Raw genomic sequence first — 20,161 nt, 5'->3', positions numbered from 1 at the left:
ATTTCCTCCTCCTTTTTTTTGTTGTCCGTGCTATATGCTCAGGATGACAAGGTTTCTTGTAATAGTTTAAGGTATCCTTGGTTCTTTTCTTCTCGTAAAAATCTTGCAACCCGACCTACAGTTGTAAGACTTGCGCCTGTTTGCTCGTGAATTTCACGGTAAGATAGATTTTTGAAATGAAGTAATTGTGCAATTTTCCAACGCTCCTTAAGAGCTTTCAATTCCTGAGGTGTGCAAATATCCTTTAAAAATGCTTCAGCCACTTTCTCATCTGATATAAGTGTTAATGCTTTTTCGAGCGAAGTCATAGAGATAATTTTATTATATTATACTATTATACTAACATAGTAGCACAGTAATATCAACTAGCTTTTTAAACAAAAGTATTGTAACATGTGAGAAATATCGATATGTAATTAAGATAATGTTTCCAAGAATAGGACGAAGACTTTTTGGATTTCTTTCCAGAGATATGGCAATTGATCTTGGAACGGCAAATACACTGGTTTATGTAAAAGGAAAAGGAATTGTGTTAAATGAACCATCCGTGGTAGCAATTTCAGAAAAACATGGAAAAAATCATGTGTTGGCCGTTGGTGAAGAAGCAAAGTTAATGGTAGGAAGAACACCAGGACATATTACAGCTATTCGACCTTTGAAAGATGGTGTTATTGCTGATTTTAATGTGGCTCAAGAAATGATTCGTCATTTTATTGCGAAGGTGCATAATCGTAAAAGTTTTGCAGCGCCACAAATTGTTATTTGCGTTCCATCAGGTGCAACGCCTGTTGAGAGGCGCGCGATTCAAGAAGCGGCTGAGAGCGCTGGTGGGCGCAATGTGTATCTTATTGAGGAGCCTATGGCGGCAGCGATTGGTGCGGATTTACCCGTGACAGATCCTGTTGGATCTATGGTTGTAGATATTGGCGGAGGAACAACTGAGGTTGCTGTAATTTCTCTTGGTGGTATTGTGAACGCACTATCCGTAAGGGTAGGAGGAGATAAGATGGATGAAGCAATTGCGCATTATATCCGTCGAACGCACAATCTTTTAATTGGTGAAGCAACAGCTGAAAAAATTAAAAAATCTATTGGCTCAGCAGTTGAAACGAAGGAAAGTCCATCAATCAAGATGACAATTAAAGGACGTAGCTTATTAACTGGCGTTCCATCTGAAGTAACCATTACGCAATCACAAATTGTTGAGTCGTTGTCAGAAGTGGTTCGCGCTATTAGCGAAGGTGTAAAAGAATCTTTAGAAACAACGGCACCAGAGCTAACTTCAGATATTTTTGAACGCGGAATCACAATGACAGGCGGAGGCGCATTGCTACAAAATCTTGATGTTGTATTAAAACAGGCGACAGGGGTTCCGGTTTATATTCATGATAATGCTTTGCAAAGTGTTGTTTTAGGAACTGGAAAAGTGCTTGAAGAGATTAAATCCTTGAAACAGAAGCATATTTTAATGGATGAATCAGCTTGAAGGTTGTTCAAGTTTTTTTTATAAAATTCATTTTATTTCTTATTTTACTCTCGAGCGTTATCTCGTTGCAGTATTTTAACGGTCAGCGTTTAAAATTTTTATCCAAAAATAATTATATCCATTTAAGACTTGTGTCTAATGAGAGAGGTGTTATTACAGATGAAAATGATGTTATTTTAGCTGAGAATAAGCCTACGTATAAGGCTTTTATTACGGCATATGATAAGAAAGAGTTTAATGAAATATTGGAGCGTTTGAATAAAATTATCCCTATAAAAGATTTTCCTGTTTATAGGAGACGCTCTTACATCTTGGTTTATCCATCGCTATCTTGGAAGCAAGTTGCTTTGCTAGAATCTAATAATTTGCTTGGAGTGAAGATAGAAGCAAGTTATAAGCGTGTATATAAATTTCCGGAGATTTTTTCTTCTGTTTTAGGGTATGTGTCAATTGCAAATGAAAAAGATGAGTTGAATAACATTTCTGACCTTTATCTGGGTAGAGGATTGGGAGTTGAGGCATATTATGATGAAGATTTAATGGGAGTGCCTTATCAAATGGAGGAAGAGGTTGATGCTAAAGGTAGATTTATACGAAATCTTGATAAACACTTAGGACAGAAAGGCAAGAATATTAAAACTACGCTTGATATAAAACTTCAAACACATCTTTTGAAATGTCTAAGAGAAAAGGATGTGAAAAGTGCAGGTGTTGTAGTAATGGATATTCATACGGGCGCAATTAAAGCACTTATATCCTACCCAACTTTCAATCCTAATGTATTCGCACATTCTATTTCTTCTAAAGATTGGAACGCTTTGCAAAAAAATCCTTTTAATCCACTATATAATAAAGTAGTTCAAGGCTTATATAGTCCTGGTTCTATTTTTAAGCTAACCATTCTTTTAACAGCGCTTGAAAAAGGTATTCGTTTAGATGATGTTGTGTGTCGCGGACATACTAATATAAAAGGACAAAAGTACCATTGCTGGACATGGAGAAGCGGAGGTCACGGACCCATTTCTATGGAGCGAGCCTTTGCGGAATCATGTGATATTTATTTTTATGAGCTTGCTCAGAAAATTTCACTGTATGAATTTAATAAAACAGCAGAAAAGTTGGGTTTTGGTAATATAACACATCTAGATATGTTGTATGAAAAAAAAGGACGTTTACTATCTTTCTTTGAGTGTTTCAGAGAGGATCCGTGCAACTACGTTATTGGTCAAGGCAAGTTACTGTCTACACCGTTGCAATTAGCAACCACAACGGCTGCGCTTGTAAATGGTGGGTATAGAATAACTCCGCATATCAATCAAGAGGCTATTTTTCAAAAAGAACATTTAAATTTCGATGAAAAGCATCTAAAAAAATTATGCCATCTGATGAGTGATGTTACCACAAAAGGAACGGCACGCGATTGTGCGTTTTATACAAAAGATGGGTTAGGAATGGCGGGTAAAACCTCAACAGTTCAGGTGTGTAAAATTCATAGTCATGAAAGAAAGCGCGGAGATATAGATAGAGATTATCATCTCAAAGATCATAAGATTTTTGTTGGGTATGGCCCAGTGAAGGATCCAAAATATGTTGTTGTTGTGATTGCTGAACATGCAGGTAAAAGCAGGGTTGCTGTAGAGTTATCTAAAGATGCTCTAGAATTTCTGCTTGTTGGCCCTTCTTCGTAATTTCATTAAACCTGAGAATAAATATTATGGAAAATTTTTAACCCATATAAATTAAAGATCGTTTTTTGAGTTTTAGCGTTGTCTTTTTATGAAGTTGTTTCTTTTGTAGATTCAGGGCAAATCATTTGGAAGATCAACTCCCCTGTTTTGCTAATTTCTAAAAATTTTACCTTAGCAAGATGACCTTTGGATAACTTGTGTTTTTTAATGATTTTATTTTCTAACAAGCCCTCAAACCCTTCATATTCTATTTTTTGAGTGTCTATATCTTTTATTGAAACGATGTACTCATGATTTTCTTGGAAAAAATTAAGCGATTGGTATATTTCCCTTTTTGCTCTAAAGATATTATTGAAGTTTTCAGCTGAGATAAGAAAGCGATCCCCCGCAAAATCTATACGTGTATTTGTAATTTTTTCTATGCTACGTGTGCCACTTTCACTTTTATTAGTTAACAATACCTTCGCTCTTTTACGATCAATCTTGAGATCGCTAACTCTTTTAACATCATCGGGTAAATGCTTTGCTGGATGGTGTCTTTTTTTATTCATTTTTGTAATAATTTTAAGCGTAGCCTTATGTCCAACTTGTATCGCATTATTTAAAGTTGTGAGAGAAAGGCCTTCTTGCAAGGTTGTATCAACTTGCAAAGCTGTGATTCCCTTTTCTGTTGCGCAAAGTTTGAAGTCCATATGCCCTATATAGTCTTCATCGCCTGAAATATCAACCAAAATTCCCGAATGCTCTTGATGTTTAACAAGACCTAATGCAACACCTGCAACATGACGCTTCAGCTCAACACCCGCTTCCATAAAACATAACGACCCTGCACAGACACTTGCCATAGAAGATGAGCCATTTGATGATAGAACCTCAGAAACAAAACGATATGTATAAAGAGGATCTGGCAATAGTGGTGAAATTGCTCTATGAACAATTTGACCATGCCCAATTTCTCTGCGAGATGGTGCACTCATTTTATCGATTTCACCTACAGAAAATTTAGGAAAGTTATAGTGAGATAAAAATTGATGGAACTGAAGGCCTGAAAGCGTATCAACCATTTGTTTATCATCAAATCTTCCCAAAGTTAATACACCCAAAACTTGCGTTTCACCTCGAGTAAATAAGGTGGATGCATGGGTACTTGGTAGCAGATTTGTTTCTATTTCAATCGGACGAATGTCTTCAAACTTTCTTTTATCTATTCTACGTTTAGTGGCGATCATATAATCAAATGCGACTTCTTGAATCGTATCTTCAAACGTTCTTTTAAGAACGGATGTTTTGAGATTAGAATGCTTTTGAATAAACTTCTCTTCCAGCTTATGAATTGCACATCTTCTATCTTTCTTTACAGGGATTTGAAGCGCAGCTTGGAGTGTATTTTTATTTTTTAATAGATTGTTTTTCGCTTTAAAATCTGGTTTCACAATAAGGGGTTTTTTATGTGACGGTTTTGGTTTAAAAGTTTTTATGAGTTTTATAATAGGTTGATAAGCTTTTATCCCAGCTCTTACCATTCTCATTATTTCAGTATTTGATGCTTCGGATGCGCCACCCTCCATCATAAGGATTTTTTTCTCATTTCCCGCAATAAGAAAATCAGTTTTTATGCTACTTAATTGTTCTGATGTTGGGTTAATAATAATTTGATTATTTAGTAAACCAACATGACATGCAGCCACCGGTCCTTTAAAGGGAACAGGTGATCTTTGTAGCGCGATAGAAGCGGCTAAAAAACTCGGTACAACTGTGCCAATCTCTGGATCATAACTCAAAACGTGAATGATAACCTGAACTTCATTTTGTAAACCTTTTGCAATTAAAGGTCTCAAGCCTCTATCTATAACCCGAGAGATTAGTGTCTCATGATCTTGAGGCTTGCCTTCCCGTTTAAGATAACCACCAGGAATACGTCGCGCTGCATATGTTTTTTCAATATAATGCACAGAAAGTGGTGCAAAATTGATATAATCTTTAGGAGGATTTTCTTCTAAAACAACTGTTGCAAGAACAACTGTTTTGCCGTATTCAAGATATACAGAAGAATCTGATTGAAAGGCAAGATCGTCTAAACGAATATTAAGTTTGTGTGATTGCCATTCCATATGAGTTTATTTTCTAATATCTAATGCGTCAATAAGAGATTTATAGCGATCAGCATCAACGCGCTTTAAATAAGACAATAAACGTTTTCTTTGGTTGACTTGTCTCATAAGACCAACGCGTGTATGTGTATCATTCTTATTCTTTTTAAGATGCTCTGTAATGTTTTTAATTGTATTCGTTAAAAGTGCTACTTGGACTTCGGGAGACCCTGTGTCACCCTCTTTTCTAGCGAATTTTTTAATCGTCTCTTGTCTTTGCTCTTTTGTAATCGACATCAATAATGTTCCTTTCTTTAAATTTCCTCGCCATACTGAGCGGAGTAAAGAACCTTACGAGAAGATCTTTTGCCCGCAGCTCAGCATGACGACAACATGTTCTTGTGTTTGCCAGGATGTCGTCCAGACTAAACTCTAATCTATTATAGGACGTCTATGTTTGTGTTGTAAAATATTTTATCATAAAAATAAAGCGTCTATATATAACGGTGTTTTTATTTTTTATTACCCCTTCTCCTATGACGCCTTATGATGATCCCAACAAACAATATGCTTATTTTTGGGATTATGGGAAAGAATTGTATTTACAGGCTATTCTAGATCAAACGATTTGGCTCAATACAAAGCAAGTGAATGGATGCATAAAACTTGGATCTTATATTGAGATCGTCAAAATTTATCCTGATAAAATAGATATAAAGATTAAGGGTAAATTAATTCAATTAAAAGTTGGAGAGAAAGTGAAGACAGGCTTTTAAGCTTGCCTTTCAAATAAAATATATTTAAAATATATCAAGTATTTAGAATAATTTTACTTATGAAACTTTCAGCAAATGATATACGTGTAGGACATATCCTTAATTTTCATGATAAACTTTGGGTTGTATTAAAGACTCAGCATACAAAGCCTGGGAAAGGTGGGGCATATATGCAAGTTGAAATGAAGGGTCTACTTGAGGGCGGAAAAACAAATCATCGCTTTCGCTCCTCTGAAACTGTAGAGAAAGTATCTTTAGAAGAAAAAGAACATCAATATCTTTATTATGATGGTGAGAATTACATTTTTATGGATCCTGTAAGTTTTGAGCAGGTGCAATTTGGTAAAGATTTTATTGGGGATTCTGTTGTTTACCTAAAGGACAATATGATGATTTCTGTTTTATTTTATGAAGAAAAGCCAATATCTATAAAACTACCTGATACAGTTGTGATGGAAGTACGGGAGGCAGATGCCGTAGTAAAGGGACAAACCGCTTCATCATCTTACAAGCCCGCTGTGTTAGAAAACAATCAAAGAGTTTTGGTACCACCACATATTGAAGCAGGTATGCGAATTGTTGTGAACACAGCTGATGGAACTTACGTAGAGAGGGAAAAGGACTAAAATTCAATGTACACATACATATCCCCTGCCCTTAATATTATGATTAATGCCGTGAGAAAAGCTGGTAAATTACTTTTAAGGGATTTTAATGAAATCTCTCAGATGCGAATTAATCAGCAATCTATCTATAAATTTGTTGAAGCGGCTGAGCACAGATCAGAAAAATCGCTGATCAAAGATTTAAAAAAATTCAATGAAGAATATAATTGCTTATCTGAAGGTAAGGGTTTTGAATCTGGAGAAAAAGAAAATTATACGTGGATTATTGATCCCTTAGACGGAACGACAAATTTCTTGCAAGGGTTACCATTTTTTTGTATTACGGTTGCTTTACGCAAGAAAAATGAAATTACACACGGTGTAATTTATGACCCTATTTTGGATCATATTTATTATGCAGAAAAAGGTAAGGGCGCTTATCTTAATAATATACGCGTCAGAACTCCGCTAAATAACACAACTTCTAATGGTTTGGTGTCTTTTGATTGGCAAACGCATATGGATAAACATATGAGCGCAACAGAAAACTACAACCATTTTAGATATTTTGGTTCAACAGCATTGACCTTGGCGTATGTTGGTTGTGGAAAATTGGATGTATTTGTTCGAAATAATCCGGAAATCTGGGATATTGCTGCTGGCGTTGTGTTTATCAAGGAAGCTGGTGGAAGGATTGACGATTTGGACAAAACAGCAAGTGTTTTAGAGGCAAAAAATATCTTGGCTGGAAATGCGACGCAATTTGACAAAATTTACAAAGAGCTGCATGGGAAATAAAAAAACAGAATCTCAAAAGCGCTGGCTTCAACGGCAAAGCAAAGATATTTATGTAAAAAAAGCAAAAAAAGAGGGTTATAGATCTAGAGCCGCTTATAAACTTATAGAAATTCAAGAGAAATACAAACTGATAAAATCAGGAAATTTTATTTTGGATTTAGGTGCTGCTCCAGGAAGTTGGTCTCAAGCTGCAAAGAAATATATTGGAAGTGCAGGAGAAATTCTGGGGATCGATTTACTCCCCATAGCGCCACTTGATAAAAAAGTTACCTTTATTCAACAAGATTTCAAAGAAATTGAAAAATATCTGGTAAAAAAAGCTGATGGCGTTATGAGCGACTTATCCCCTTCGACTTGTGGTATTCCAAAAGTTGATCATTTAAAACTTATTGGCATGCTTGAAGAGGTGATTGTGCTTTTGCCCAAATTGTTAAAAGAAAATGGATTTTGCATTTTTAAAGTATTTAAGGGTGGTATGCAAAGTGATTTATTGGCTATTTTAAAAAAACAATTTAAAAAAGTGCATCACTTTAAACCAAAATCCAGTCGTCAAGAATCTTCAGAAGAATACGTAATTGCAATTGAATACAAGGGTTAATTCAACATTTGGCGCACTTTAGGCAAAGCACCTAAATGTTTCTTGATAAAGTATCCTGTTAAATTAAGGCCTAAATTAAAATCAGATGCATCTAAATCTATATATGTTTTTTTGGACATAAATTGAGGTAAAAATATTAAACTTGCATGATATGGCAATCCAACATCTTTTGATACAGAGCAACCAGTTTTAGGTGAAACATAAATTAAATCTTGAGTGGTATCGGTAACAGCACATTTTGTTAGCGATAATCCGAACCCTAAATGTTGGAGTAGCATTTCTTCAAACCAAATATAAAACCCTTTTGATTGCTCTAACTTACCCGAAAGAAGTTCAAAAACTATTGTATAAAAATCAGGGTAAGGGTGATTTTCTGGTAAAAATCTAGATAATAAATGGCATACACTTGCAACAAATGGAGACAATTCAAAAGAAAATATCAAAATAATCTTTTTATTAATTTTTACAAACCCTGCGCCATGCTCATTTTTAGAGGAATAATCAAAAAAAATATGTTGCCCAATATCAACTTTCTTATGTGTAATTCCTTGAATATAACCATAATTTTTTGTGAATATTTTAATAGAAAAACGGTTTTCTAAAATTTTTTTTACATCAAGAACAATACCTTCATCAGTAAAACGCATAGCCCTAAGTTCTTGACATGATTTAAGATATCTTACCTGCCTTTTATTGTTTAAAACAAGTGTGCTACCCTATGGCTAAGGTATTAGATTAAATAAACGATTGCTTAAAAAAATCTCACTTATTGCTTTAACTCTTGTGTTAACAAGCTGCGGGCTTCCGGAAATTATCATTGTGGGAACAGGCGCCACAGTTATTGGGTTAATGTTTAGAGAAAAAGGTATCTCAGGAACATTAACCGATGCGGATTTAACAGCAAAGGTTAGATCAAATCTTGCAAAATTTGATTTTGAGAATAAAGATGCAAATTTGTCATCAAAAGTGAGTGTAAGTGTTAATAATGCGGAGGTTCTGTTAATAGGTGTTGTGGACAACCTAAATCAAAAAATGCTTGCCGAACAAGCTGTATGGGAAGTATTTGGTGTAAAGCAAGTGATTAATCAACTGAAAACACAAGACAAATTTGAGCAAAATGCGGATGAGTCTGATCTTATGATTAAATCTAGAGTTGCGTTTAACTTATTAACTAACAAAAAAGTGAATGTGCGATCTTTTAATTATGCAATTAAGGTGTTTAATGGCGAGGTTTATCTTATGGGTATTGCAAAAGATGAATTTGAGCGAGATGCAGCTTTAAAGATTGTTTCAAATACAAAAGGTGTGAAAAAAGTTATATCTTTAGTTCGATTAAGACATGAGATCCTTTCCTAAAATTTCTTTAGATAATATCCCCGCAAACAGCCGTGTTGCAGTTGCAATGTCTGGAGGTGTTGACTCCTCAGTTGCAGCAAGTCTTTTGTCTTTATCTGGATATGAGGTTATTGGTATTACGTTGCAATTGTACGATCAAGGAGAGGTTGCAAAAACGCGCAAGGCTTGCTGTGCGGGGCAAGATATTTATGACGCAAAAATGGTGGCAGAAAAAATTGGTTTTGCGCATTATGTTCTAGATTATGAATCTGTTTTTAAGGAGCAGGTTATTGATAATTTTGTCGATAGTTATTTAAGAGGCGAAACACCTATTCCTTGCGTGCAATGCAACCAAAAAGTAAAGTTCTTAGATCTGTTCAAAGCAGCAAAAGATTTGGGGTGCGCTGGACTTGCAACAGGCCATTATATCCGACGCATTGTAAAACCAACACATGTGGAGCTTCATAAAGCGATAGATATCACAAAAGACCAAAGTTATTTTTTGTTTTCTACAACACCTGAGCAATTAGATTTTATCCACTTCCCTCTTGGAGGTTATGATAAAAATTACACAAGACAGTTAGCTGAGCAACTAGAATTGAATATTGCACAGAAACCTGATTCTCAAGATATATGCTTTGTTCCTGGAGGTGATTATCGTGAAGTTGTAAGAAAGTTAAGCCCCCACTCTGCAAATCCTGGTGATATTGTTCATATAAATGGACAAAAATTAGGGCAGCACAATGGCATTGTGAATTTCACAATTGGTCAACGAAAAGGGCTTGGCGTGTCTTATCATGAGCCGCTTTATGTTGTAAAACTCCATCCAGAAAATAACACTGTTGTTGTGGGGTCAAAAGAACATTTGAAAACGAAATTTATTTATGTGAATGATGTGAATTGGCTATTAGAGAAAAAAAATTTTATTGCACCGTATAAAGGAGAGGTAAAAATTCGTTCAACGCAAACTTCCATACCTGCAACTATTCAAATGATTGATGATAAGCAGGCATTGGTAGAAATCTTAACAGATGAATATGGTGTATCCAAAGGGCAAGCATGTGTATTTTATGATGGAACACATGTTTTAGGCGGTGGCTGGATTGTGGATGCAAGCTAAGAAATTTTTTCTATGAGCATATAAAATGACCAGAGATGTAAAGCCTGACATTATAAGATCTACGTTAAAAAAGTAACCAACAATAGGAAAAGATAGAAACGTTATCATACTAGCAACGCCAGAAATTCTGGCAATAGAAAATGTTGATAGCCACAGCGCAAGTAAACTAAAGCCAAGCCAAATATTTAATGCGAATGCAGCGCCTAAAGCTGTTGCAACACCTTTACCTCCTGTAAAAAATGGAAATTGAATATGTCCCAATGTGACAAAAGAAAATACCCATGGATGGGGGAAAAAATAGACACATAAAAACCCTTTTGCCATATCGCTAATAAGTGTTGCAATGCCCAGAGCTTTACCCCCTACTCTATAAGCGTTTGTTGCACCAATGTTTCCTGAGCCTTTTGTTTTTAAGCTGCCAATACCTAAAAAATACGCATATATTTGGCCAAACGGAATCATGCCAATGAGATAAGAGATGATAAGGTGTTTCATTATGTTCTTTCTTGACATGCAAACACGTCATCACGAGGAGCATAGCGACGTGGTGATCCAAATATGGTGTGGATGGCTGCGTTTCGCTTTCGCTAAACTTCAGCAAAACTCGCCATGACGAGCGTCAACCGCTTATTTTCTTCAGAATAAAAGAATTGCAGTAAAAAAACTAGAGCGTCAGCTCCATCTTCATTGTAATAGGTTCAAGGTTTAGCTTTGGGTGCAATTCAATATGCAACTTCAGTGTTCCATTTAACACGGATTCAATTTTAACTGTTGTCTGTTCCAATCTGTTTTCAAATTTCATGATATGGTATGCGATTGTATATTCTACTTTTTCTTTATTTTCAGAAGAAACCGCTAATGCACTCGGGATGCCAAAGCTTGAATTAATGCCCCTTAAATCTTCTGATAAATTTCGACTCATCAAAATGCGAGCTACCTCATTTTTTAAAGATTTGTCCTCCTGAGAAGAAAACACATCAAATAAAGCAGGTCTTATATTGTAACCTAGTCGCGACATTATCTTACCAAATTATATTTCTTCTTAAGCATTTTTATAGTTCCATCTTCCTCTAACTCTTTAAGAATTTTATTGATTGGAGTTCGTAGATTAGAACCTTTAGGCAGCATAATAGCAAAGTTCAAATCTTCATCTTGAAAATTTATGGTTTTAATTTTTAGATAGGTGTTATTATCAAACAGGCTCTTTACAGCAAATCTGTCCATTAAAATCACCACACCTTTATCAAAGTTCTTATTAAACTCTTCTAGAATTTTATTTATATCTTTTACTTCAACAATCAAAGCTTTTGGGTATTTTTCTAGAAGTTGCCTCAAAATCGTCGGATAAGATGATGATTTTTGAATCAGAACTTTTTTTGGATTTAAGTCATCTAGTGTTGTTTTTTCATTATCAACACTTAAAACAATAGATTGAGGGCTATGAAAATATGGTAACGTGAAATCAAAGCGCTCTTTTCTATCAGGTGTTTGTGTAATAGATGATATGGCGATATCTGCTCTCCGCCCTTCAATAGCGCAAAAAATTTCATCAAATGCGAGCTCTTCAATAACATAAGCTTTGTTCAAGCGTTTCATCACCTCTTTAATAAGATCAATTTCAAATCCTGTGAATCTTTCTCCTTCTGGCTCATCAGGTGCTTTTACCCTATAAGAAAAAGGCTTATAATCCGCAGAAATAACAATTTGAATTGGGTCTATTTTTTTTGTTCTGTTTGAGCAGTATGTTAAACAACAAATAATAAAAAAAACGCTAAAATACTTTAAAAAGCGCATCTATTTCACTTTCCTTTTGCCTATTTTTAGATTACTGAATTAGAAATTAAAAAGTGGTAAATCCTATAACGTAATACAAAAACTTTCTACATTTTTTTCACGAGAAGTTAGTATAGAATTCACAGACAAATATAACTCTTTTTTTAAAGTTGTTCTTTTTGCTTTAAAGGGTTTGATATTAAATTTTAATTTTAGTTGCGTCATGAGGGGAAGGTATGCACGATAAATAGTCTTCAATTGAGATAATTTATGCTTGAATATCTCTATAAAACATTCGAATGTCATTGGCTCTAACTCTAATCTGCAGAGTGTACTGTGTTCATAATACATTTTACCTAAAAGTGTATTTTTTCCAAGAGAATTATATCGCTGTCCAAGTTTTCCACAGGTTGTTGCTTCTAAATAAACAAACTCTCCTTTCCACAAACAATCAATAACTCTTTGCTTTAAAAAATCTTGAACAATTTCAACAATCCCTAAAGTTGTCTTTGTTTTTTGAAAAAAGTATTGATTAAGAGATAGGTTTGGCAAATCTACAGGTGCAAAGTTTTTTAACATATGGCGGATGAGTTCAGGGGAGTTTTGTTTGTGAATATAATAGGCTAAAACAAGTAATTTATGATGAAAGATATCCAAAAAATCTTTTATTGAATGGTTTTTATTTCTTGTTTCATCCAGGAATAATTCATTATATATATTGGGAATCGGGCCATATGCGCCAAGAAGATTTAAGACATTTGATTTTACAATAATGCGATCATCTTCAATACTCACTTTGTTTATATCAGTCATCTGATTTGCAAAAGTAAGATTTTGCTCAAAGGATAGCTTTTTTCTATCGTTTAAATTTATTTCCTGTTCTAATAAAAGTTTATCAATAAGTGCAAATAGCTCAGTATTTATAAAGTTTTCTGTTGTCCAATGACTGCGTTCCATGAACGAACCTCCTGTTTTGTATCAAAATCCACAAGCTTCAAAGACACAAAATTATTCAAAGAAACTTGGGCAGAAAAGAATTTATGCAATACCTTGCTCAAAATAATTACCGTACTTTTTATCTGCGCTTCGATAGTGATTTCAACACCTCTTAAATATCCATAAATACCATCTTTAGTAAAACGATTTGCTGTATTTTTAAATGTAATGCTTTTAAGTAAATTTACTAAATCTCCATGAGCGCCATTGAGTCTTAATATTTTTTTTAACAAAGATAGTGATGTTGCATTATCTGAAAAATATAGATGATTAATAGATAATTGAGAAATAAGTTTCCAAAAATCTCTATCCGCCTTATAAGGAAAATAATGTGGCCTTTGTAATAATTTTATTTTAGGAATTGGAATTGTGCTTGTAAAAATATCATTCTCGGTAATCTCATTCACGCGATTTCTGTTAGTGGCCCAAACCTTTCCATAAACCACCTTTCGTTCTTTTAATGAATCTTGGGAATTGGAGTGCAGTCTGATAAAAGTATCCGCTCCCAATATATTTTCAATTAAAGATTCTGTTTTAAATGACGAATAGTAGAACTCATCAGTATCATTTTTATTAAAAAATGGTTTAATTTCCTTTTCATCACATTTGAGTTGAAGAATTGTATGGATCTCATAATCATCTGGCTTATATGCACTAATTGTTAAAGGATAAGCGCTTTTTTTATGATCAATGACAATAGGGTCTGTAGAAATCTCAAACAGATTTACAACAGGCGCCGCTGAGAAGTTAAAATCTGAATTTTTAGGCTCTGTGCTGCCTTTTTCATAAGGAAGCCACAATGTAAATTCATTATTGGGCGGTTTTGGCAATTCATCTAAATTTAAGGATGCAAACAAAAACTTTTCAGGGTAGAAAAAGAAGTCTTGCAAGAGTGTATAGCTATAATTATCATACGTAGAGGCCGTAACAGTCTCATCTTTGTTATAGCCAAAAAATTGAAAGTTTGCATTTTTTAGGGGGGATTGATCTTCCTCACCAAATGAATAATAAACCTCGCCTCCTTTGAGTGATTCAAAAATAGCTGCTGCTCTATTTTTATCACCTTGTACATGAAGTGTAAGTTTTGAAAATTTAATTAATTTGGAATAACTAAAGGTTAATGTTAAAAAATCTCCTTGCACAGAGGTTCTTTTCAATCTCATAGGATAAATTTGTGTATCCATAAGTGTTTTAAATTTTGACTTATTTGGCGCAACAATCTCAGTATTTTTTTTTATAGATACAGTGTATGCACTGTTGGGCGTGAATTCTGCAATAGAAAATGCTGGCTTAACTTTTGAGTAATGCGGATGCAAAACATCTACAATTGATTCACCTATTTTGGATAAGTTTTCATCATGGCGTTTCTGCAGTTTTGCTGTTAAAAATGCAAACGCCTCGATCAAACGTTCCACATGAGGGTCTTTCGATTTATATTTTGATATATTTAATGTGCTACTCACATGGGGATATTTTTTTGAAAAAAGATCACCCTGCTCTCTTAGGTAGCTCATTTCTTCATTGAAATAGGTCTCTAGATCTTTTTTTGCCATGACGCTTCAACGCCTGCTGTGATACTTTTCTTATTGTTTTCTTGTAAAAAGTAAAGAACTCATTAAAAATAAGAAAAAAGTACAACTCTCTCATGGATCCAATTATTTCCGCATGGATATTATTTGCACAACAACTTTCTCCTTTTTTATTAAGTATTTTTGAGTTTATTGGATTCTCATGCGCTCTATTGTTTTTGTTTCGATATTTTCAAACTATAGGGGTTGCGGCGTTTATAGTATTAGCGATTTTGATTGGAAATATTCAAATCCTCACGCATGTAAATTTTAAGTTTATGATAATTCCTTTAGGAACAATTGCATTTTCCATGCTATTTGTAGCAATAAATTTACTTAATCTGCATTACGGTAAGGGTGTTGCAAAGAAAGCTGTGTTTTTAACTTTCTATACGCAAGTGTTTTTTGCATGCTTAATATTGATCACAATGGGGTACTTGCCCACAGCATATACAGAGTCTTATCACATTTCTATGGTCACCCTATTCTCCCCATCCTTACGTTTATTTGCGGCGAGCCTTATTTCTTATACAATTTCTCAGCTTTTTGATATCCATCTTTTCAACATGTTAAGCAAAAGCTCTTTATGGGCGAGGTTTAATATTTCAATATGGTTATCTGCGCTGTTAGATAATACAATCTTCTCTTTTTTAGCATTTTATGTGTTTGTAGACCTGCCTTACTCTATAGAAGATATTGTTATGAAATTTATCTTGGGAACGTACTGGATTCGCATAATAATCGGCATATTAGAGACGCCAATTATCTATTTGTCAAAAACTATAAAAGCGCCTCAAGCTCATCAATCATATCGCTAATTACTTTCAAACCATTCTCCCAGAATGATTTTTGACGAGGATCCAAGTCGAATGGTTTAAGTAAATCACTGTAAGATTTTGATCCGCCAGCTGATAAAAACTCTATATATTTTTCTTCAAAATCTTTTTTATCAGACGCTTGTTTGTATTTCATATATAAACTATTCACCAAACAATCCCCAAATGCATATGCATATACATAAAACGGTGAATGAATAAAATGAGAAATATAAGCCCAGAAACCATCAACAACAGGATCTAAATTCACACCTTCTCCAAGCGCTTCTTCTTGTGTGCGTCTAAAAATTCCGTTCAGTTCTTTTAAAGTTAATTCGCCATTTTCTTTAATTTCTTGGTGAGCCGCTTTTTCAAATTCATAAAATGCAATTTGGCGAACAACTGTATTAAGCATATCCTCAATTTTACTTGCCAGCATGCGTTTTGGATTATGCTTTTTAAGTTCTTCAAATGTGAGCATTTCCCCAAAAACAGAAGCCGTCTCTGCGATTGTTAAAGGCGTGTCAGCTAACAACAACCCTTGTTTTCTAGAAAGCATTTGATGTACACCATGCCCTAATTCATGCGCAAGTGTAGCAACATCACGCATTTTGCCTTGATAGTTCAACAAGATATAAGGATGTGCCGATGGAACAGTTGGATGAGAAAAGGCACCAGATGTTTTGCCTTTTCCTGGATATACTTCAATCCAAGGCTTATCATAAAATTCTTGCACAAGATCAGCCAATCTTGGTGAAAATGCTTCATATGCCTTTTTTACAATTTCTTTACCTTCTTCGTAAGAAATATCCTTTGCTTGATCGCCTATAAATAAAGGAACGTTCCTATCCCAATATTCTATCTTATCCTTACCCAGTATTTTTGCTTTTAACTTATAGTATCTATGACTTATATTTTTATAGTTTTCTTTAACTGTATCTGTAAGTAAATCTACCACTACTTTTTCAATTTGATTATCTAGATGTTTTGCATCATCAGGGTGCTTAAAATCTCTAAATGCATTTTCAATTTTATGGTTTTGCGCGAGCGCATTGATGATCCGAACAAATATTTTTTCCTGACTCTTTAATCCCTCACCAAGGGCAAACGCTGCTTTTGTACGTGTTTCCTCATCTAAGTCAGACATTTTTGAGAGCAATTCTTCAAGATTAAGCTTTTCGCCATCAAAATCAAATACGATATCCGCTAGAATTTCATCATATAGACGCACCCAAGCAGATCGGCTAGGCAAACTCTTTTGGCTTGCGTATTGCTCTGTGGCATCGTCTAAAATATGTGCTTTATGCAACCTTAATGTTTCTAGGAAATAATCATATTTTGTTTTATATGGAAGTTTAGGAAGCTTAACAAGTCCATTTTCAAAAAAAACAAGCTCGGTCTTTATTTGTGCATACATCTCCATAATCGCTTGATAAAGCTTCCCAACTTCATCATCATCTAAATTTACAGAGTGTTTAAGTGAAGAGTAGCTAAGTAATTTATATACAACCTCAAGCAACGCCTCATATTGCGTTAAAGCTTTATTCAGAGTATGTTCTTCAGGTGCGGCTTTAAATAAATCTTGATACTGTTTCGCAAAATCCTTTGCATCTTTTAAACAGTCTTTAATTATCGAAAGTGCTGTTTTGTCATCTGCGCATAAATCGGTTAAATCCCAGGTTTCCATAACCAAATGTGTTTACTCTCCTACGTCTATGCTATCACGATTTTAGAGGAGACTCTCTAGTTCATCAATCATGTCGCTGATTAATTTCAAACCATTCTCCCAGAATGATTTTTGCGTCGGATCCAGATCAAAAGGCTCAAGCAAATCTTTATAAGATTTTGATCCACCTGCTGATAAAAATTCAATGTATTTTTCTACAAACAGCTTTTTATCTTTAGTTTTCTTATATTGCATATACAAACTATTCACAAGACAATCTCCGAATGCATACGCATAAACATAAAAAGGCTCATGCACGAAGTGAGATACATAAATCCAAAGCCTGTCGACAGCTGGATCAAGATTGACATGTGGTCCTAAAGCTTCTTCTTGTGTGCGTCTAAAAATAGCATTTAATTCTTTCAAGGTTAGCTCTCCGCCTTTTTTAAGCTCTGAGTGAACGGCTATTTCAAATTCATGAAAAGCAATCTGACGCACAACGGTATTGAGCATATCCTCAATTTTACTTGCAAGCATTTTTTTGGGATTCAGTTTTTTTGTTTTTTCAAATGCTAACATTTCACCGAATACAGATGCTGTTTCTGCAATCGTAAGTGGTGTTCCAAACATTAAAACACCCTGATCTTTTGCAAGTATTGTATGAATACCATGACCTAGCTCATGTGCTAATGTTCTCAAGTCATTTGTCTTGCCCTGATAGTTTAGCAACAAATAAGGATGAACCGAGGGAACAGTAAGAGAACAAAAAGCCCCTCCTATCTTCCCTTTCCTCGGATAAACATCAATCCATTCATTATCATAAAATCGTTGAACAATTTCAGCTAGCTTTGGTGAAAACTCAGCGTAAGCTTCTTTTACAAGAACTTTTGCCGCTTCATATGGAATCCTTTCTTCCTTATCATCAAATAAAGGGGCGTTTCTATCCCAGTATTCAAGTCTATCTTTTTTTAATATTCTTGCTTTAAGTTTATAGTAGCGATGACTTAGTTTTTTGTAATTTTCTTTAACGGTTGCAACCAATAGATCAACAACTTCTTTTTCAATTTGATTGCTTAAATGTCTTGAGCTGTCAGGCGTAGAAAATTTTCTAAAGCTATTTTCAATTCTAGAGTCTTGTCCTACGGTATTAAAAATACGAACAAAGACTTTTTCTTGACCCTTCAAACCTTCGCTTAGCGAGAGTATTGCCTTTTTTCTTATCGTCTCATCTGGATCAAGCGTTTTTGTCAAAACTTCTTCAAGTCTTAACTCTTGTCCATCAAACTTAAAAACAATACTTGCTAACGTCTCATCATACAAGCGCACCCAAGCCGCATCACTTGTTAAACTCTTTTGAGTTGCATATTCCTCTGTCTTGGTATCCAAGATATGAGACTTCCATAATCTTAAGTTTTTCAACCAATAATCGTACTTAGTTTTATAAGACAAATTAGGTAATTTTATGATCTCGTTTTGAAAAAATACAAGCTCAGAGTTGATCTGAGTATATAAACTCACAACGCTTTGATACATTTTGCCTGTAGCATCATCCTCCAAGTTCACAGAATGCTTAAGAGAAGCATAACTAAAAACTTTGGAGACCTTTTCATAAAATTCTTCATACTCTTCTAATGCTTTTTTTAGATCAGCTTCTTTCGGAGTGGTTTTAAACAGGTTTTGATGCTTTATTTTAAACGCTTGCGCCTGTTTTAGCAGCTGATTCATTGATTGAATAGCTGTCTTATCATCAGCGCATAAGTCTTTTAAATCCCATTTATCTTTAGTTGAGATTTCGATTTGCGGAGTGGTTGGGGTTATTTTTTCTGAAGCGCATCCTATACAAAACAAAGGAATAGCGCATAAAATATGTTTTATTTTTAACAATGATACAAATACCTTTAAATCTTTCTTATTTTAAAGGGTTTTGTTTTCATACCTCAACGTTTCAGCGCTTCATTTCTCATCTTTATGTAAATCTCTTGATCCATAGAAGATGATGCGCGATCTATGCAAAGAATTCCATGAATATGATCAATTTCATGTTGAATGATTCTTGCAAGAAACCCTTCTGCGGTTCCTTCAATACATTTTCCGTCCATATCAAACGCTTTATAGCGAATCTTGCTGTAACGTTCTACTATACCTACAGTGTCTTTGATGGAAAAGCACCCTTCATAGGTTTCATCTTTTCCTGCTTCTTCAATACCTTTATATGATGGATTGATCCATATTGTTTTAGGCATCATCTGCGTTAAGGTTGGTCTGAACTTTTTTAATTCTAGGTTATTGCAACTAAAAATAATGATTTTCTTAGGAATATTTATTTGAACAGCCGCTAAGCCGGCCATATTTTTTTCTGTATCAAACCTGTATTCTAGCGTTTTTATATCTTCAAGGTCCGAATCAGTAAGCGAAAAAGTAAGAGTCTTAGCGCTCTGCCTTAAAATCTTTACTTCTTCTTTTTGTTGATTTGCTTTTGGATCAAATACAACATACGCTGGGGTGTCATTTTTTGTCATAACACATCCAGCAAAAAGCGCACATAAACATAGTGCCCTTATAAATCTAATGGATCATCCTCAATAAACTCACCACCGGATGTTTCCTTAATATCATCTGTATCTTCAATATCGAAAGGCATTTTTTCCAATGTCTCATCTATATCAAACTCCACATCTGTAGAACGCCTGCTTCTTGCAGTTACATGCAGCTCATATAATGCCCCGCAGTTTGGACATTCGCTTGGATGCTGATCTAAATCATAAAACCCAACCCCACAAGATCTGCATGTTCTCTTGATTCCATATTTTAACTGATCCTTTAAGGATACTTGAACAACCATCAAAT

22 protein-coding genes are annotated in these 20,161 nt (G+C 34.6%); 9 read left to right on the top strand and 13 right to left on the bottom strand.

Annotated elements, in window-relative coordinates; genetic code table 11:
- Positions 1-38: 38 nt before the first annotated feature.
- Positions 39-308 carry a transcriptional regulator gene (locus H6850_04090; GenBank protein USO02258.1) on the bottom strand — a complete coding sequence of 90 codons (270 nt, stop codon included), beginning with the start codon at positions 306-308 and terminating at the stop codon, positions 39-41.
- Positions 309-424: 116 nt separating this feature from the next.
- Between H6850_04090 and H6850_04085 the strand changes: the two genes are divergently transcribed.
- Together H6850_04085 and mrdA are read left to right on the top strand one after the other, a co-directional pair.
- Positions 425-1,486 (top strand): rod shape-determining protein, encoded by a 1,062-nt coding sequence (locus H6850_04085; protein USO02257.1) that lies wholly within the window; start codon positions 425-427, stop codon positions 1,484-1,486.
- A complete protein-coding gene (gene mrdA / locus H6850_04080) occupies positions 1,483-3,174 on the top strand; it encodes a penicillin-binding protein 2 (protein USO02256.1) in 1,692 nt (563 codons plus the stop codon). Before H6850_04085 ends, mrdA begins: the two co-directional genes overlap by 4 nt.
- Before the next feature lie 86 nt (positions 3,175-3,260).
- Here mrdA and H6850_04075 read toward each other — a convergent pair whose 3' ends face one another.
- Together H6850_04075 and rpsO are read right to left on the bottom strand one after the other, a co-directional pair.
- Positions 3,261-5,285, bottom strand: coding sequence for a polyribonucleotide nucleotidyltransferase (locus H6850_04075; GenBank protein ID USO02255.1), 2,025 nt, complete (start codon positions 5,283-5,285; stop codon positions 3,261-3,263).
- 6 nt (positions 5,286-5,291) lie between these two features.
- A complete protein-coding gene (gene rpsO / locus H6850_04070; protein USO02254.1) occupies positions 5,292-5,561 on the bottom strand; it encodes a 30S ribosomal protein S15 in 270 nt (89 codons plus the stop codon).
- 209 nt (positions 5,562-5,770) lie between these two features.
- Here rpsO and H6850_04065 point away from each other — a divergent pair, with 209 nt between their 5' ends.
- From H6850_04065 to H6850_04050, 4 genes are read left to right on the top strand one after another with little or no spacing between them, the layout of a single operon-like run.
- Complete coding sequence (locus tag H6850_04065; GenBank protein ID USO02253.1) at positions 5,771-6,040, top strand: hypothetical protein; 270 nt, start codon at positions 5,771-5,773, stop codon at positions 6,038-6,040.
- A 59-nt stretch (positions 6,041-6,099) separates the two neighbouring features.
- A complete protein-coding gene (gene efp, locus H6850_04060; GenBank protein ID USO02252.1) occupies positions 6,100-6,666 on the top strand; it encodes an elongation factor P in 567 nt (188 codons plus the stop codon).
- 6 nt (positions 6,667-6,672) lie between these two features.
- Positions 6,673-7,443, top strand: coding sequence for an inositol monophosphatase (locus H6850_04055; protein USO02251.1), 771 nt, complete (start codon positions 6,673-6,675; stop codon positions 7,441-7,443).
- Positions 7,397-8,041, top strand: coding sequence for an RlmE family RNA methyltransferase (locus H6850_04050; GenBank protein USO02250.1), 645 nt, complete (start codon positions 7,397-7,399; stop codon positions 8,039-8,041). The genes H6850_04055 and H6850_04050 overlap by 47 nt, the downstream gene beginning before the upstream one ends.
- Here the strand turns inward: H6850_04050 and recO are convergent.
- Positions 8,038-8,688, bottom strand: a complete 651-nt coding sequence (recO, locus tag H6850_04045) for a DNA repair protein RecO (protein USO02249.1) — start codon at positions 8,686-8,688, stop codon at positions 8,038-8,040. The two genes, H6850_04050 and recO, sit on opposite strands and share 4 nt — an antisense overlap.
- A gap of 100 nt (positions 8,689-8,788) precedes the next feature.
- Here recO and H6850_04040 point away from each other — a divergent pair, with 100 nt between their 5' ends.
- A complete protein-coding gene (locus tag H6850_04040; GenBank protein USO02248.1) occupies positions 8,789-9,397 on the top strand; it encodes a BON domain-containing protein in 609 nt (202 codons plus the stop codon).
- Positions 9,381-10,496 (top strand): tRNA 2-thiouridine(34) synthase MnmA, encoded by a 1,116-nt coding sequence (gene mnmA, locus H6850_04035; GenBank protein ID USO02247.1) that lies wholly within the window; start codon positions 9,381-9,383, stop codon positions 10,494-10,496. Before H6850_04040 ends, mnmA begins: the two co-directional genes overlap by 17 nt.
- Here the strand turns inward: mnmA and H6850_04030 are convergent.
- From H6850_04030 to tssF, 5 genes are all read right to left on the bottom strand, one after another.
- Entirely contained in the window at positions 10,464-10,991 is a 528-nt protein-coding gene (locus tag H6850_04030; GenBank protein ID USO02246.1) for a glycerol-3-phosphate acyltransferase, read from the bottom strand. The genes mnmA and H6850_04030 overlap by 33 nt on opposite strands.
- 169 nt (positions 10,992-11,160) lie before the next feature.
- On the bottom strand, positions 11,161-11,514 hold the full coding sequence (locus H6850_04025; GenBank protein ID USO02245.1) for a hypothetical protein: 354 nt from the start codon (positions 11,512-11,514) through the stop codon (positions 11,161-11,163).
- Entirely contained in the window at positions 11,514-12,290 is a 777-nt protein-coding gene (locus H6850_04020) for an amino acid ABC transporter substrate-binding protein (protein ID USO02244.1), read from the bottom strand. Before H6850_04020 ends, H6850_04025 begins: the two co-directional genes overlap by 1 nt.
- 63 nt (positions 12,291-12,353) lie before the next feature.
- The gene (locus H6850_04015) at positions 12,354-13,226 is read right to left on the bottom strand and encodes a type VI secretion system baseplate subunit TssG (GenBank protein USO02243.1); all 873 of its coding nucleotides are present in this window, start codon (positions 13,224-13,226) and stop codon (positions 12,354-12,356) included.
- On the bottom strand, positions 13,190-14,818 hold the full coding sequence (gene tssF, locus H6850_04010) for a type VI secretion system baseplate subunit TssF (GenBank protein USO02242.1): 1,629 nt from the start codon (positions 14,816-14,818) through the stop codon (positions 13,190-13,192). Before tssF ends, H6850_04015 begins: the two co-directional genes overlap by 37 nt.
- A 92-nt stretch (positions 14,819-14,910) precedes the next feature.
- On the opposite strand from tssF, the gene H6850_04005 reads away from it, so the two are divergent.
- Complete coding sequence (locus H6850_04005) at positions 14,911-15,651, top strand: queuosine precursor transporter (GenBank protein USO02241.1); 741 nt, start codon at positions 14,911-14,913, stop codon at positions 15,649-15,651.
- On the opposite strand, the gene H6850_04000 is transcribed toward H6850_04005, so the two are convergent.
- From H6850_04000 to H6850_03985, 4 genes are read right to left on the bottom strand one after another with little or no spacing between them, the layout of a single operon-like run.
- Entirely contained in the window at positions 15,614-17,335 is a 1,722-nt protein-coding gene (locus H6850_04000; protein ID USO02240.1) for a M3 family oligoendopeptidase, read from the bottom strand. The two genes, H6850_04005 and H6850_04000, sit on opposite strands and share 38 nt — an antisense overlap.
- A 42-nt stretch (positions 17,336-17,377) precedes the next feature.
- Entirely contained in the window at positions 17,378-19,198 is a 1,821-nt protein-coding gene (locus tag H6850_03995; protein ID USO02239.1) for a M3 family oligoendopeptidase, read from the bottom strand.
- A 53-nt stretch (positions 19,199-19,251) separates the two neighbouring features.
- Positions 19,252-19,833, bottom strand: coding sequence for a peptide deformylase (locus H6850_03990; protein USO02238.1), 582 nt, complete (start codon positions 19,831-19,833; stop codon positions 19,252-19,254).
- Between the two features lie 38 nt (positions 19,834-19,871).
- Positions 19,872-20,156, bottom strand: coding sequence for an FYDLN acid domain-containing protein (locus H6850_03985; protein ID USO02237.1), 285 nt, complete (start codon positions 20,154-20,156; stop codon positions 19,872-19,874).
- Between the last annotated feature and the right edge of the window lie 5 nt (positions 20,157-20,161).

The organism is Alphaproteobacteria bacterium, from assembly GCA_023898745.1.
Taxonomy (GTDB): Bacteria; Pseudomonadota; Alphaproteobacteria.
The sequence above is the reverse complement of the archived record's forward strand: the minus strand, read 5'-3'. Positions and strand labels throughout refer to the sequence as shown.

What these genes read in the sequence shown, in the direction of transcription:
- recO (USO02249.1), bottom strand. Translation starts at nt 8,688, where the DNA reads ATGCGTTTTACTGATGAAGGTATTGTTCTTGATGTAAAAAAAATTTTA.
- mnmA (USO02247.1), top strand. Translation starts at nt 9,381, where the DNA reads ATGAGATCCTTTCCTAAAATTTCTTTAGATAATATCCCCGCAAACAGC.
- H6850_04000 (USO02240.1), bottom strand. Translation starts at nt 17,335, where the DNA reads ATGGAAACCTGGGATTTAACCGATTTATGCGCAGATGACAAAACAGCA.
- tssF (USO02242.1), bottom strand. Translation starts at nt 14,818, where the DNA reads ATGGCAAAAAAAGATCTAGAGACCTATTTCAATGAAGAAATGAGCTAC.
- rpsO (USO02254.1), bottom strand. Translation starts at nt 5,561, where the DNA reads ATGTCGATTACAAAAGAGCAAAGACAAGAGACGATTAAAAAATTCGCT.
- efp (USO02252.1), top strand. Translation starts at nt 6,100, where the DNA reads ATGAAACTTTCAGCAAATGATATACGTGTAGGACATATCCTTAATTTT.
- H6850_04055 (USO02251.1), top strand. Translation starts at nt 6,673, where the DNA reads ATGTACACATACATATCCCCTGCCCTTAATATTATGATTAATGCCGTG.
- H6850_03990 (USO02238.1), bottom strand. Translation starts at nt 19,833, where the DNA reads ATGACAAAAAATGACACCCCAGCGTATGTTGTATTTGATCCAAAAGCA.
- H6850_04085 (USO02257.1), top strand. Translation starts at nt 425, where the DNA reads ATGTTTCCAAGAATAGGACGAAGACTTTTTGGATTTCTTTCCAGAGAT.
- H6850_04020 (USO02244.1), bottom strand. Translation starts at nt 12,290, where the DNA reads ATGCGCTTTTTAAAGTATTTTAGCGTTTTTTTTATTATTTGTTGTTTA.
- H6850_04025 (USO02245.1), bottom strand. Translation starts at nt 11,514, where the DNA reads ATGTCGCGACTAGGTTACAATATAAGACCTGCTTTATTTGATGTGTTT.
- H6850_04015 (USO02243.1), bottom strand. Translation starts at nt 13,226, where the DNA reads ATGGAACGCAGTCATTGGACAACAGAAAACTTTATAAATACTGAGCTA.
- H6850_04090 (USO02258.1), bottom strand. Translation starts at nt 308, where the DNA reads ATGACTTCGCTCGAAAAAGCATTAACACTTATATCAGATGAGAAAGTG.
- H6850_03985 (USO02237.1), bottom strand. Translation starts at nt 20,156, where the DNA reads ATGGTTGTTCAAGTATCCTTAAAGGATCAGTTAAAATATGGAATCAAG.
- H6850_04005 (USO02241.1), top strand. Translation starts at nt 14,911, where the DNA reads ATGGATCCAATTATTTCCGCATGGATATTATTTGCACAACAACTTTCT.
- H6850_04075 (USO02255.1), bottom strand. Translation starts at nt 5,285, where the DNA reads ATGGAATGGCAATCACACAAACTTAATATTCGTTTAGACGATCTTGCC.
- H6850_04050 (USO02250.1), top strand. Translation starts at nt 7,397, where the DNA reads ATGCGACGCAATTTGACAAAATTTACAAAGAGCTGCATGGGAAATAAA.
- H6850_04030 (USO02246.1), bottom strand. Translation starts at nt 10,991, where the DNA reads ATGAAACACCTTATCATCTCTTATCTCATTGGCATGATTCCGTTTGGC.